Source organism: Lentibacillus halodurans (assembly GCF_900112045.1).
GTDB classification, from domain to species: Bacteria; Bacillota; Bacilli; order Bacillales; family Amphibacillaceae; genus Lentibacillus; species Lentibacillus halodurans.
The window spans coordinates 1-13,712 of sequence record NZ_FOJW01000021.1 but is presented as its reverse complement, the minus strand read 5'-3'; the positions used below and the strand labels follow the sequence as shown (position 1 = coordinate 13,712).

Genomic DNA, 13,712 nt, shown 5'->3' with positions numbered 1-13,712 from the left:
TATCAATGTTTAAAGGGCTTTTTTGGTTCAAGTTGGTTCAAATCAACTTGAACCTTACAAAGCACTTAACAGATTTAAAGCATCGGCATCTTGCTGGTGCTTTTTTTCTGGCATTAATTCCAGATAATAATTTTGTGTTGTTTGAATATTTATATGTCCTAACCGTTTTGATACATAAGCAATATCTATATCTTGAGCAAATAAAAAAGATGCATGCGTATCTCTTAGACCGTGAAAAGTCGTTTTTAATGTTTAATTCCGTTAATAATTTCGCTAATAGCTCTGATTGCTTAAAACCCCCAAAGCTAAAAATATAACCATTTTCTTTAACAGGAATTTTACGAATAAGCTCGTAGACTTCTTTGTTTATAGAAACATCACGTTATGCATTTTGTATCTTTAATGAAGTATCATCAGAAGTAGGACTAATCGAATGTCTAACTTCTATACCATATTCATAAAGGCTCTCTGGTCTTATTGCTAGTAGTTCTCCACGTCGCATACCCGTTTCTAATGCAAGTAATACAAGTAAGTTAAATTCATCTTCTGGATGCTGTAAATAATTACGAAGCTTTTTAAAATCTGTAATAGATAAAGCCTTGTTTCGTTTAGGGGGGTTCTCTCCACGTGTTTTCACTAAACGAGCAAAATCATTTGCTAACATTGTGATTCCGCCCCTTCAATCCCCTAAATAAAAAAGTAATTCCTTTTTATATCAAATTTTTTCAGAACAAGGAAAGGTACCCATTAATGATATAAGAAAGAAATAACAAGTAGTAGGAAGATACACCGTTTGTTTCAGGAAATAATTGGTATAAGCCCTGAAAGGTTCAGTCAAGTGATTCGTTTCCAATCTTCGCTTATGTTTCTGGATTATAACTCTTCTTTACAAGGTTATGAAATAACTAATGATTTTGGATTTTATGACCAATCCCACTTCATTAGATTTTTTAAAAAACGAATGGGAAAATTACCTTCTTTTGTTAAACCGTCCGATTTTTACAATACATAAAAGATGCTTATCTATACAATTGATAGCAGGGATTCTCTTATTGTATTAACCGAGAAGTAACCTTTAATAATAAAGGAGAGGAGTTTTATTGGATTCAAATACCAAATTACCATTAACAAATGAAGAAAAAGCAAAACTAAGAAAATCTAAAGTAAAAATAAGCGAAATACGTACTTTTAATACAGAACAAATAGCCAATATGTTATACATTCCACTTGCAAAAGCAAAGGTTTTAAAGGGATTGGCTGAATTTCAAACTGTTCCTTCTATTGGTTATAAATTAGCTGAAAAGTTGGTTTTTAAGTTGAACATATTATCTCTATCGGAAATTAAGGACAAGAATGCTGCTCAACTTTTTGACCAATTAGAAAAACAATTAGGTGTATGGATTGATAGTTGTGTTGAAGACCAAATTCGTTGTGTGATTAACTATGCAAACAACCCTAAGACCAGTAAACAGTGGTTTGATTTTACAGAAGAAAGAAAGGCATATCGAGAAATAAATGGTTTTCCTGAAAATAGACCTATAAAGGCATGGTTTGAGTAAAATAGTATAATATTTTTAAAAAACGGGAGGTTTTTTTGAATGGAACTTACACATACTCGGTTACTTGTTGATAACTATAAAGAATGTTTCTTTTTTTATAAAGATGTGTTGGGATTTGAATTGTCTTGGGGAAATGAAAACTCCAATTATGCTGACTTTAAATTTAACGGTTGTACTTTAGGAATTTTTAAACGTAAACAAATGGTTGAAGCAATAGGTGTGGAATATGTAACTTTGATTGATAAGGTAGATAAAACAGCTTTGATTTTTAAAGTGAATAGTGTTGAAGAAAAACATCAAGAATTAAAAGGAAAAGTGAATTTTATAACTGAGCCTACTGAGCAAAAAGATTGGGGTATTAAAGTAGCTCATTTTAGAGACCCTGCTGGTTCACTGATAGAAATTTATGAAAACATCTAATCTAAATTTGTTCTTATTCCATTAACGGGTACGTTAGTAAAAAGTCTTAGGAGTCATCATTTCGGTAGCTATATCGGCATGTTGAGCTAAATAATAAATTAAATTTAATACATTATTGAAGTTAATGGTAAGAGCTATGGGTTAGATATAAAAGAATAATTAATATTGTATTCAACTAACATCTATCATTGGTTCAAGTTGGTCCAAATTACATCATTTTCTATACAGATTTATACTTTTTTATCTAATTATAACTTTATTGGTTATTGATATAAAAGGATTTTAAGGATTTGGTTCTCCTTAGAATTAGAAAGTATATTTCTCAAAACGTTAATAGATGTTTTGTTGAAAAGAGGCTCTCTTTCCTTTGCGGGGAAGGGGGCTTTTTTAAACATCACCATTCCATTTTCCACTGATTCCCTGTATCATAATCATAACAGCATTAGACAGGGGGGGAGTATATATTGGCAGAGGTTAAACAGTTATTTGCAGAAACAGATGCTGATGCGATTTTCAAGTTGTCGCAATTCGCTTTTCAATATGACCTGACAGAGGATGCGCTGAAAAAGAAACAAGAAGAAACGAAACGGCACATTATATGGGGGTGGATGGAAGATGATCAGCTGGCGGCCAAACTGCACCTGATCCCGCTTTCCTGTTATGTGAACGGGAAAGTGTTTGAAATGGGTGGGATATGTTCTGTGGCGACATGGCCGGAGTATCGCAGGCAGGGAGCGGTGAAACAACTGCTGTATCATACACTGCACGATATGCGGCAACATGGACAAACTTTATCCTTTCTTCATCCGTTTTCGTTTGCTTTTTACCGGAAATATGGCTGGGAGCATGCGTTCTCGGAAAAGGAATATCAGATCCCGATGGCTCATTTAAAGCGACAATGGGATACAAGCGGATATATCCGCCGCATAAAGAATGACATGGCGATTCTGCACACGATTTACACAGAATATGCCAAAACGTTTAATGGGACGCTTGTCCGTGACGCATCGTGGTGGGAGCAGCGTGTTCTGAAAGGGGATTGGCTTAAAGCTGTTGCCTATAGCGAAGGCGGCAAGGCGCAAGGGTACATCCTTTACAAAGTAAAAGAAGAAAAAGTGACCGTTCATGAATTGGTGTACAACACACTGAATGCACAAAAGCTGCTGCTGCAATTTATCGCCAACCATGATTCAATGGCGGAAACGGTCGAAATGGTCGTCCCGGAAAATGACAACCTTTCGCTGATTGTCGATGAACCGCAGTTTGATCAGAAAATCAATCCCTATTTCATGGCACGTATTGTCGATGTTTTGGCATTTTTAAAGCAATATCCGTTTCATGGCGGAACAAATGCATCCATTATATTACATATTGACGATCGGTTTTTACCGGAAAACAGCGGTGTTTATCAGCTGTCACAAATCGGCTCTGACACAAACGTGACGCATTTGCAGAACAGCACTGGACTGGAAAGTGGCATTCATTGCGGTTTGGAGCAGCTGACATCCATGCTCCTTGGCTACAAACGACCGGCTGAGTTATATCGTGCAGGATTAATTCGTGGCAGTCAAGAACATATCGAACGAATGGAAAACATTATTCCGAACCGGCAGACATATTTCCCTGATTTCTATTAATCAACTGGGAAATACGACTCATTATCACAAAAAATATTAAAATTAGTGTGATATTTTTGCATATTACGTTAAAATAGATATCAAATAGACGAATGAACCATTATTGACTAAAGGAATGTCGCACATGCTATATCGCGTAAATCCCGCAAAATTCTTCTTTCCCATTGATGATCATTTATTTCGGATAAAAAAAGCGGAATCCCTGAAAAATGTGTGGAAAAGTTGCGTATGGCTGATCATTGGCAGTGCAGCTGTGTATACGTGGATGGCTATTCTCGGTATCGGATCCGGTGTGCTTTCCGGTGATGCAACAGCACTGACACCGTTTCAGTACGAGGCGGGCAAGGTCTGGTTTGTATTGGGACGAATGGCTTTTGGCATTATATTTGCTTTACTGGTGTTATGGATCCCATCATTGATTTTTTATGCTTTTATTGATATTCCCTACAAGAAATTATTGATTATGCAGCAAATCGTCCTGCTTGTCCTGTTGATCGAACGGGTTGTGTGGATACCACTGGCTGTCTATGCAGGGCTCGACTGGTTTGTGTCACCATGGTCACTCGGTATCATTACTTCCTATTTTACGGATATATCGTGGGTGATTATCTTTTTCGGAACGATTTCACTGTTTCAGCTATGGATCATCTGGTTTCAGGTGAAGTTTCTAAGCTATCTGTCACCGATTCAAAAACACTGGATTTGGGTGATGGTGATTGCCATACATCTTTTTTCCTGGGCTGGTGCTGCTGCACTCGCCTTTCTGGATAGTCATCTGATAAGCGGGTGGTTTGCATGAGTCGCGGGAAGATTATTGTGACGATCGTGATTGTGTTTATCGTCATGAATTGTTTACTTGTTTATATGGATGATGAGGGAAAAGTGGCGCGGCTATCCTACATTAAAGACTGGTCGGAAACGTTTGAAAATGATATGTATGAAACGATTGAAACAGCAGGTGTCTTGTCGGCAGTTGCGGAAAAAAATGTATATTTCGATCAGGAACAGGGGCGTTTTCAGGAATTCCTCGTTGAAGAGGGGGATGTCGTGAATACCGGTGATCAGCTTTTTACGTATGAGGTTGAACATTATGCCGAAACAAGGGCTGATCTTGAACATGAGCAGCAAAAACTGACGGGTGAAATTGAGGCAATTGAAGCGGCGATTGCATCGATGGCTGATTATCCGATTCCGGAGACCGATGAGAACACGGAATTTGAAGATGAGAACAGTACACTGGAGATGACGAGCCGATCGGTTGATGCCAACTATATGAAAGAACAATATATCACTGAAAAGGAAAACGAACGCGCACAGAAGGAAGCCGAGCTGCAAAGTATCCAGACACAAATATCGGAGTTGGACTCGACCGGGGAGACCATTACCGTGGAAAGTCCGTATCAAGGAGAGGTGACGGCTATATCCGATTCTCTGGAAAACCCGGTTGTGAGGATCCGGGATTTGCAGCTGCAAGCAGAAGGAGAGCTAACGGAAACTGAACGGATGGAAGTTGAACAGGACATGCCTGTTGAGGTGGACATCAGGGAAAATGAAACGGTTTTGCAGGGGACGTTGAGTGACATCAGTGATACACCTAAAACAGCAGACGTCCATGGGTCAAGTATCTATTCGTTTGCGGCAAGTTTAGATGAAGAAGCAGAAACGAAAGAAACGGTCGAAAATGAAGCACCAGAAGGACAGGCAGAATTAGGACAGCCTGAAGACTCATCCGAAACAGAGCAAACAGAAGCACCGGTAACAGAAGGTGGAGAACAAACAGCCATGGAAGGTTTGCTGCCCGGCTATCATGCCGACTTGTTGATCACAACGAATGAATCTGTCGGGGCCACCGTGGTAATGGATAAACAGCTTGTTGACGGTCAGATATGGAAAATGGCAAATAACGGATTATTGGTGAAACACACTGTCGAAACAGGGATACGAATGGATGAGCTGGTTGAAATCACCGAGGGAGCTGAACCTGGTGTGTTGATTGCTGAATCTGATCGAGCGCAATTTCACAATGATTCCATATTCATCACGCCGTTGAAGCTGGATGACATAGAATGGAAAAATCCGGGGAAATATGATAATGTGGACTGGAAAAGATATTTTGTTACAGGATTATTGTCACGGTGAACAGGAAAAATAAACTTGGAGATACCGCCTATAAGCCGTATTTTGTTAACATCCTGGAATGATGGTTCAAAGGAGGGGCATATGATATGGACTTTGTCTACATAGGCGTTTTAATAGGTGCTTTAGCGTTTGCCCTCGTAGTCATTTATGCTTCTCTCGTATTGAAGCGTGCTGCAGATACGATGGAAAGTCTCAGTGAAACATTAGGCGAAGTAGAGCAAAAATTGCACCATATCACGCCTGAATTGCGCAAAACAGTGGATGAGACCGGGAAAACAGTCGATGATCTGCAGGATAAGCTGGCTGCTGCGGACAATCTGTTTGGAACACTCGAAAATTTAGGGACTTCCGTTCATGAGGGGAGCCGGTTTTTGAACAAGCAAACAGAAAACGCGTCATCATTTACATCACCCAAGTATCGGACCCGAATGACGGAAACGATCAAATGGTTTGACGTAGTGTACAAGCTCTATAAAAAGGTAAAATGAGATTGCTCCACCCGCCAACAATATGTCTCGGATGACAAGGAGCTGAATCGAAATAATAGGAGATGAGGGATATATATGAGTTTGACCGGAATAGGTGTCTTATTGATTGGTGTAGCATTTCTCGTCATAGCTGTCTATTTGGCCTGGACCTTAAATAACCTGGCAAATGTGCTCCGCGGAATAGAAAAAACAGTAGAACAGATGCCGCAGCAGCTTGATGATATTTTCAGGGAAACAGGACAGATGCTCAGTCAGACAAATGTGACGATTTCGGAAGTGAACGACAAGCTCCGCACTTTAAGTCCTTTATTTTATATGGTCAATGATGTCGGTGAAATGTCCAGGAAACTAACGACCCCTCTGGCCAGATTCAGTGTGAATATGAATAAAAAAGCGGAAAAAAAGGAAGAGCAAGGTGCTGACCCGAGATAGCATGTGTAATTGAACTAAGTCTCGAAAGGTATCCCGTATCACCTTCAAAGTGGTACGGGATTATTAAGATGTTTATGATTTTATAACGTCAAAAATAGGAATGATTTGTTCACCTTAAAAGAAGGCTCTTTTCTTCAAGATTGTTGATTTGTAACTAGCAGCTTGAATACACGTGCACGTAAGGAACGATCAAAGGTTTTTGTCATTTCGTTTTTTGACGCTGAAATATAGCATAGCCCAATGCCATCACACCATAGATTCCTTCCAGGTGGTAACGACTCATCATGGCATTGTCCGTTTTTCTCTCCATTTCTTTATTGATACTGGTCATAACCGCGAAAAGGTTTTGCATCGACTGACCGACATGACCGATGATTTGAAAAGCAGTGCCCAGTTTGCCGAGCTGTTCGTTCAATTGCCTGATGACGTTATTGGCTGAATTCAGTGTGTTTTTGGTACCTGCCATTATATCAGCCACTTGAACCGGCAGCTCATTTGTGGTGTTCTGGAGGCCTGAAAGCACTGCTGTCAACTTTTGAAGCGGTTTGATCAACAGGAAAACCAGCCCGAGCAATGCAAGTCCGATGATGATCATTCCAATACCTATCCAATCCATTTATCATTCTCCTTCCAGTTTGGCTGTTTTTAGGGTCTTTTCGTATAGATTGCTGTTATGCAGCCGCAGACGAATACATTGTTTGTCGTGTTGCAAGCTATTTCGGCGAAGCATACGCTCCTCGCTTTCCACGGGTGAACCGTGAGATTGGGCCAACACGATGTTGGTTACGGGAGACGTCCGCACATGACGTGCCGTTCTTAGCCTTTGTGTGTCTCACTTTGGCCACTGTTCCCGTACGAGTCTACGTGCGTTCGGGCTGCTCAGAAATTCTGAAACAGTTCTCCCTCATTCAACAACAATCTTTGGAAAACAGCTTCTTAAAAGATTCATTCATTTATCATTACCTTCTTTTATATTATCATAAACGACATACTCGTCCCATACAATAGAGAAAGCATTATGATAAGGGGCGAACGGTATGGAACGGTTTGGGAAGATACTCTTGTGGGCAGCGGGTTTTGTTGTTTTGGCATTTCTGATTCAATATCCGATTCAAAAGGCAGACTCAACATGGGAGACATGGTCATTGCCATTGTCAGGAAAAACAATTGTCATTGATCCCGGCCATGGTGGAGTGGACGGTGGAGCTGTCGGAAAAGATGACACACTGGAAAAAGATATTGCACTGGCTGTTGCTGAGAAAACGCGTGATTTCTTGCAGCAATCAGGTGCGCTAGTTTATTTGACACGGGAAGAAGATACGGATCTGGCAGATGAGGATACCCAAGGATTGTCACGGCGAAAAGCGGAGGATATCCGCGAAAGGCTGCAATTCATTCATGATCGGGATGCTGATTTTTTTATCACGCTTCATTTGAATGCATTGTCATCTGAAAAATGGCATGGCGCGCAAACGTTCTATCATCCAAAAGAAGAGAAAAGCAAACACCTGGCTGAAATGATTCAGGCAGAAATCATTCGTAATTTAGAAAATACGTCACGGAAATCACTTGCTTTAAATAATGTCTACTTGCTGAAACATGCAGAGGTACCTGGTGCACTTGTTGAAATTGGCTTTTTGTCCAATGAACACGAACGGGAAATGTTAAAAAAGGATTCATATCAGGAAAAAATGGCCGGCAGCATTTATGAAGGAATACTTCGGTATATTAGTGAAGCGCCTGAAGAGGAGGAGTAATTATTCGCATGAATCGTATCACTTAGAATTTAAGTGATTTGTGTTATACTAGCGTTGTATGCAAATTACTGTCATTCAAGTTATATATACGCTAGGAAAGGGATGGTGACGAACCGTGTTAACACAAGAAGAAGTCAGGCAGTTGCTCAACTCTGTCAACGATCCGTTTTTACATAAAACACTGGAAGAAACAGACGGCGTCAAAAGCATTTCGATTAAGGAAGATAAAAAACATGTCAGCGTCAAAATCGGTATTGCAAAAACGAACACAGCCGAGCAAATGCAAATGCAGCAGGAAATCGTCAGCATTTTGAAGAAAAATGGTGCATCAACAGTCGGACTGCGTTTTGAACAATTGCCTGATGACGTCATCCAAGAATATCAACCGACAGCAGAAGCGGAACAGGAGAAGTCATTGCTAGGCGTCAGCAAACAGCCTAAATTTATCGCTGTTGCGAGTGGTAAGGGCGGTGTGGGCAAATCGACGGTAACGGTAAACCTGGCGATATCACTCATGCGGCTGGGCAAAAAAGTTGGAATCATTGATGCGGATATATATGGGTTCAGTGTTCCGGATATGATGGGCATTGAAAACAGACCACAGGTACGTGGAGAAAAAATTATTCCGGTTGAACGTTTTGGTGTACAAGTCATTTCTATGGGCTTCTTTGTAGAAGATAACTCGCCGATCATTTGGAGAGGTCCAATGCTAGGTAAAATGCTGAACAGCTTTTTCAAAGAAGTGGAATGGGGCGATTTGGATTACCTCTTGCTTGACCTCCCGCCAGGAACAGGAGATATTGCGATGGATGTACATGAAATGATCCCATCAGCCAAGGAGGTAATTGTCACGACACCACATCCATCAGCAGCATTTGTGGCAGCACGTGCCGGACAGATGGCCATTAAAACAGAACATGAAATCCTCGGTGTTATTGAAAACATGGCCTATTATGAAAGCAAAAATACCGGGGAAAAAGAGTACGTGTTCGGGAAAGGCGGCGGACAAAAGCTTGCTGACGTACTAAAAACGAAAGTGCTGGGACACCTGCCTCTGCAACAGCCATACGAAGAAGATGATGAATTCGCGCCATCCGTTTACCAGGAAGACCATCCAATCGGGAAGGAATACCATAAAATGGCGTCTAAAATTGTTGCAAAAGTGGAAGCATAACAAAGGCTGAGGCATCCTTTTTATAACCAACATGTGTTTTCTTTCATAAAAAAGAGGTGGCGTGTTTTGTCACCTCTTTTTTATAGCGGTAAAAAGTATAGACGCTACTTTGCTTTTTGGAAAAAATAGGGTTTTTCATTCCATGTATGATGTGAATGCCAAGTTTTTCTGCAGCATCATACAGGTAAACTGTGGGAATGTGGTGAGACGTCGGCGTACCAGGCTGGAATTACGGTCCGCCACCGCCCCCGCCATCAGATCCACCGCCCCCGCCGCCTGAGCCGCCAGAAGCGCCACCACCGCCGGATCCGCCGCCATCCTGCGACTGCTGACCCTGTTGCTTGTTTTGTTCTTCCGCGGCTTTTAGCAGCACTTCACTTATTTTCTCTTGGAACGTCGGCGTTTGAAGTGTTTGTTGGATGGTATCCTCCAAGTGTTTACTGAATTCCTGGCTTTTCATAACATTAAGCATTTGCTCGGTCATCTGGGGGTCTTTCAGCAGATCAATCATTTGCTGTTGAAATTCTGAATCACTCATCAGATCCTTCATTAACTTTTTTTGTTCGTCAGCCATTGACTGTGCAAATGTTTTCACGAACGATGGATCCTCAAATAATTTTTTCCACATATCTTTGCCTTTATCCGAAGTAAGTGCTTTCTCTACTGATTGTTGAACAGCATCAGAATCCATAATAAGCTGCTCTTTCATATTTTGATCAGACATAATGTCCTGAAGTGCTTTTTTTCCATCTTCTGTTTGCAATATGTCAACTACCATCTTTTTCGTTGTATCATAATCCGCTTCCTCCCCGGAGGCACCTTGCCCATTACAGCCGGAGATGAATAATGCGGACAATAGGAAAAGGGAAATAAAAGACATCCGAAACATGGTTCAGATCCTCCTTCCTGTCATATTTAATATGTGTAAAAAGCGAGAAATTATGTACTTACGGGAGGAAAAACGCACTTGTTCATGCTAAAATATGGTGTGGATTGAACATCATTCTTAGGAGGAAATGAAGTGAACAGTCGAAAATGGGTAGGCTTGTTTGTGAAAACGTTACTGATTGGCGGGGCTGCTGGGTTATTGACCAGTTTTTTTGTAAAACCTGCATATTATACAAATAATTTAGATCCATTTAATGGTTTTGAATTAATAGGTGTTGTTTTATTCTTTCTCGGATTAGGCTTTGTATTCAGTGTTATTAGTCAAACCGGGTTTTTTGCTTATTTATTTATTAACCGGTTTGGCCTCAGTCTGTTCCGGACGTTTTGGCCAACGGTTCAGGTGCTGCTGATTGCATTTGTTGTGTTTGATTTGATTTACTTCCCGTATACTGGTGTGAATGGCGATATCTCCATTGTCTGGTTTATTTTAATGGCGGCAGCGATTCTTGCCTATGGCTGGATTATCTCGGAAATCAAAGCGCGTCAGACGAATCGGAGGGCATTTATACCGGCATTGTTCCTGATGGTCGTTATGACAGCAATCGAGTGGGTGCCGGGACTGCGCACAAGCGGAACCGATTATGCGTGGCTTATGATCATACCGTTGCTCGCATGCAATACGTATCAGTTACTCATACTACACCGGCTGACCGGCAGTGGAAAGTCGGACGGCAATGCGAATCAGACTACATCAGCAAAGACAAGTACAAAAAAAGCATAATGTGCCAGCCCCAATGTGTCAGCGCACATTGGGGTTTTCACTGTGGTGGTCAGGAGTCTGGTTACATGTTGTTTCACTTTACCCCGCCTTAACAGGCAGTAAGTTCCCACATTAAAGTTGGAGAAGGACTGAAAAAGCATCAGGAAACAACTGCCTGTAAAGGTCCGATTCTGTTCAACTAACATTCAGTGAGAAAGAGCTCTCACTGAATGAAGTTTCACTTTATGGCTGACACTGCCTTTTACCATTCGCTTAATCAGCGAGTTTTGATTCGGCGTGTGCCTGGTTAATCAGTTCTGTTATGGTAACAAATTGAAAATCTTTATTTTTAAGCCCTGGCAATATCGTCTGCAAAGCCTCGGCAGTTTGTTTAACCGAGTCCGATGCATGCAGTAAAATAATATCCCCGTTCGACGTTTGTTCCATCACCACATTCGTGATTTGCTGGGTTCCCGGGTTTTCCCAGTCATTCGGGTTGACATTCCAGTGTGTAACCGTAAATCCCTGTTCTTCAGCTAATTCAATAATTTCTTCTTTAAAATGACCATTCGGCGGACGTAAAAGGTCGATATCTTCATATCCCAGTTTGTCGAATACGTCCTTTGCCTCCAATAAATCTTTACGAACTTCATCCAATTCCTGATCAAGGTAGCTTTCATAGCGATATCCGAGCATACCTAGTTCATGCTCTTGTTCCGTTATATCTTCCAAAATTTCCGGGTGGCGTTCAGCCCACTCCCCACTGACAAAAAACGTGGCTTGTACCTGATGCTGTTCAAGCTTGTCCAAAATATCATGAACCTTTTCTTCTCCCCAGCTAATATTAAAGGTTAAGGCAATATCAGGCTCATCAGCATTTCCTTTCGTCAGTGCTAATGACTCATTGCTGGATAAAACTGAAAATGTACCATCCCGCTCAAACCAAAGAAATATGGCAGCAAAAAATGCTAGTAATACCACAACAGCATAACGTTTCCACTTCCTAAACTTCATCACATAAAAATGATCCATGGCATCATTCCTCTCAAACAATCCTTATTTTATTCTATGATTGGAACGTCTCAATATGAACAAGCCTGCAGGAAAAAGTAATGAATGTATGTAGAATGGGGGATAAAACATCCATGATTCGGGGAATAGTAATGTCTGTACATGTTATTATCTTGTCTGAGGGTTATTTAAGTGAAACTTCCATCAGTGGGGCGTTCTTTCCTCACTGAAGAAAATGAACAAAGGATAAAATCTCAGGCGTCCTCGAAAAAGGAAAGCATTTTTTCTTCGTGTGATGCATCACTGCGCAGCTTTCCTTGTCCTGTGTCTGCGATTTCCGCACAAAATTTGAAAAGAACCCAATTTATGCAGCTATCTTGTTTCAATGTATTTGTGCCCTGTGTCTTGCGTGCCCGACCTCCCCAGCTGAGTGCTTCACTTTTCAAGTTCTGTCGCGGGAGTATAACGGATGATTGCACAGGAACAGAACGAAATATTTAATACAGTAATATATCTACTTAAATTTAGAAGGTCAGGTGTCATCATGCTTGGATTTTTGATTAATGATCAAGAACAAAAGGAAATGGAATATTTAATCAAACGTGAATTAGAGGAATTGCTAATGGACATGGAAGACCATCGAATCGATCAGATGGTAAAAAGTGCCATGAAGGAACGCTATCAGACAATATTTAATCTGTATCGGCGTATCGCCAGCAGAGAGGAATGCATGAAGTATATGCCTAAACGTACCGGTGGTCAGTAAAAGGGAATTGTTTTGACTGATACAGGTTTGGTCCTCTTATGATCGTTTATTGCGTTTATCACTGGAACGGTCTGTATCGTGCGTCGTCCAGCCATCTGTTTAGGCACATACCTTTTTGGAATGGTATCTTAAATTTGATCTATAATATTTTTAATTTCCTATTGAACTACGCAATTAATTATGCTATATTATTTTTTGTTGTCAGCAAAACAATAACGTTTTTGCCGAAACAATTCGATTAAAAAAGTTATTGACATTTTGTTGCAAGCATGATAAATTATAATTCGTCGCTAAAAACGACATAGAGATAATTGATCTTTGAAAACTGAACAAAACAACCAAGAAAGATGCCTAAACAGATGTCAGAGGCAGGGAGCTAGAAATCGGTTATATGCCGATGAGAGCTTCTTTGCCCCCCTGAATCAATTTTTGAAGCTGAGATATTGATAAGGCTGATCGGTGTCAGTCTTATGACAACTTTATTGGAGAGTTTGATCTTGGCTCAGGACGAACGCTGGCGGCGTGCCTAATACATGCAAGTCGAGCGCGGGAAGCAAACTGAAATCTTCGGATGGACGTTTGTGGAACGAGCGGCGGACGGGTGAGTAACACGTGGGCAACCTGCCTGTAAGACCGGGATAACTCGCGGAAACGCGAGCTAATACCGGATAACACTTTTGG

17 protein-coding genes and 1 rRNA gene are annotated in these 13,712 nt (G+C 40.9%); 13 read left to right on the top strand and 5 right to left on the bottom strand.

Annotated elements, in window-relative coordinates; all coding sequences use genetic code 11:
- Positions 1–54: 54 nt before the first annotated feature.
- Positions 55–189: a hypothetical protein gene (locus BM195_RS18735; RefSeq protein ID WP_244535797.1), complete on the bottom strand. Its 135-nt coding sequence runs from the start codon at positions 187–189 to the stop codon at positions 55–57.
- Positions 190–382: 193 nt separating this feature from the next.
- Positions 383–664: a site-specific integrase gene (locus tag BM195_RS18730; RefSeq protein WP_244535795.1), complete on the bottom strand. Its 282-nt coding sequence runs from the start codon at positions 662–664 to the stop codon at positions 383–385.
- A gap of 102 nt (positions 665–766) precedes the next feature.
- Here BM195_RS18730 and BM195_RS19245 point away from each other — a divergent pair, with 102 nt between their 5' ends.
- The 8 genes from BM195_RS19245 (at position 767) to BM195_RS17150 (ending at position 6,675) form a co-directional block, all read left to right on the top strand.
- The gene (locus BM195_RS19245; RefSeq protein WP_090241344.1) at positions 767–1,012 is read left to right on the top strand and encodes a helix-turn-helix domain-containing protein; all 246 of its coding nucleotides are present in this window, start codon (positions 767–769) and stop codon (positions 1,010–1,012) included.
- A gap of 88 nt (positions 1,013–1,100) precedes the next feature.
- Positions 1,101–1,559 carry a helix-hairpin-helix domain-containing protein gene (locus tag BM195_RS17180; protein WP_090241342.1) on the top strand — a complete coding sequence of 153 codons (459 nt, stop codon included), beginning with the start codon at positions 1,101–1,103 and terminating at the stop codon, positions 1,557–1,559.
- A gap of 39 nt (positions 1,560–1,598) precedes the next feature.
- Entirely contained in the window at positions 1,599–1,979 is a 381-nt protein-coding gene (locus tag BM195_RS17175) for a VOC family protein (protein ID WP_090241339.1), read from the top strand.
- Between the two features lie 464 nt (positions 1,980–2,443).
- Positions 2,444–3,616 (top strand): GNAT family N-acetyltransferase, encoded by a 1,173-nt coding sequence (locus tag BM195_RS17170; protein WP_090241336.1) that lies wholly within the window; start codon positions 2,444–2,446, stop codon positions 3,614–3,616.
- Between the two features lie 124 nt (positions 3,617–3,740).
- Positions 3,741–4,415 carry a hypothetical protein gene (locus BM195_RS17165; RefSeq protein ID WP_090241333.1) on the top strand — a complete coding sequence of 225 codons (675 nt, stop codon included), beginning with the start codon at positions 3,741–3,743 and terminating at the stop codon, positions 4,413–4,415.
- Complete coding sequence (locus BM195_RS17160; RefSeq protein ID WP_090241330.1) at positions 4,412–5,755, top strand: efflux RND transporter periplasmic adaptor subunit; 1,344 nt, start codon at positions 4,412–4,414, stop codon at positions 5,753–5,755. The genes BM195_RS17165 and BM195_RS17160 overlap by 4 nt, the downstream gene beginning before the upstream one ends.
- Positions 5,756–5,841: 86 nt before the next feature.
- Positions 5,842–6,243: a DUF948 domain-containing protein gene (locus tag BM195_RS17155; protein WP_090241328.1), complete on the top strand. Its 402-nt coding sequence runs from the start codon at positions 5,842–5,844 to the stop codon at positions 6,241–6,243.
- A gap of 75 nt (positions 6,244–6,318) precedes the next feature.
- Positions 6,319–6,675 carry a DUF948 domain-containing protein gene (locus BM195_RS17150; RefSeq protein ID WP_090241325.1) on the top strand — a complete coding sequence of 119 codons (357 nt, stop codon included), beginning with the start codon at positions 6,319–6,321 and terminating at the stop codon, positions 6,673–6,675.
- A 202-nt stretch (positions 6,676–6,877) separates the two neighbouring features.
- Here the strand turns inward: BM195_RS17150 and BM195_RS17145 are convergent, their stop codons facing one another.
- Positions 6,878–7,291: a DUF948 domain-containing protein gene (locus BM195_RS17145; protein ID WP_090241323.1), complete on the bottom strand. Its 414-nt coding sequence runs from the start codon at positions 7,289–7,291 to the stop codon at positions 6,878–6,880.
- A 421-nt stretch (positions 7,292–7,712) separates the two neighbouring features.
- Here BM195_RS17145 and cwlD point away from each other — a divergent pair, with 421 nt between their 5' ends.
- Together cwlD and BM195_RS17135 are read left to right on the top strand one after the other, a co-directional pair.
- Complete coding sequence (gene cwlD, locus BM195_RS17140; protein WP_090241320.1) at positions 7,713–8,432, top strand: N-acetylmuramoyl-L-alanine amidase CwlD; 720 nt, start codon at positions 7,713–7,715, stop codon at positions 8,430–8,432.
- 115 nt (positions 8,433–8,547) lie between these two features.
- Positions 8,548–9,606, top strand: coding sequence for an Mrp/NBP35 family ATP-binding protein (locus BM195_RS17135; RefSeq protein WP_090241317.1), 1,059 nt, complete (start codon positions 8,548–8,550; stop codon positions 9,604–9,606).
- 229 nt (positions 9,607–9,835) lie between these two features.
- Here BM195_RS17135 and gerD read toward each other — a convergent pair whose 3' ends face one another.
- Positions 9,836–10,495 (bottom strand): spore germination lipoprotein GerD, encoded by a 660-nt coding sequence (gene gerD, locus BM195_RS17130; RefSeq protein ID WP_090241315.1) that lies wholly within the window; start codon positions 10,493–10,495, stop codon positions 9,836–9,838.
- A 132-nt stretch (positions 10,496–10,627) separates the two neighbouring features.
- Here gerD and BM195_RS17125 point away from each other — a divergent pair, with 132 nt between their 5' ends.
- The gene (locus BM195_RS17125) at positions 10,628–11,275 is read left to right on the top strand and encodes a KinB-signaling pathway activation protein (protein ID WP_090241312.1); all 648 of its coding nucleotides are present in this window, start codon (positions 10,628–10,630) and stop codon (positions 11,273–11,275) included.
- 252 nt (positions 11,276–11,527) lie between these two features.
- Here BM195_RS17125 and pdaB read toward each other — a convergent pair whose 3' ends face one another.
- Positions 11,528–12,286, bottom strand: coding sequence for a polysaccharide deacetylase family sporulation protein PdaB (gene pdaB, locus BM195_RS17120; RefSeq protein ID WP_090241310.1), 759 nt, complete (start codon positions 12,284–12,286; stop codon positions 11,528–11,530).
- 523 nt (positions 12,287–12,809) lie between these two features.
- On the opposite strand from pdaB, the gene BM195_RS17115 reads away from it, so the two are divergent.
- Together BM195_RS17115 and BM195_RS17110 are read left to right on the top strand one after the other, a co-directional pair.
- Positions 12,810–13,031, top strand: a complete 222-nt coding sequence (locus BM195_RS17115; RefSeq protein WP_090241409.1) for a hypothetical protein — start codon at positions 12,810–12,812, stop codon at positions 13,029–13,031.
- Between the two features lie 479 nt (positions 13,032–13,510).
- Positions 13,511–13,712 (top strand): 16S ribosomal RNA (locus BM195_RS17110); the annotation flags it as partial.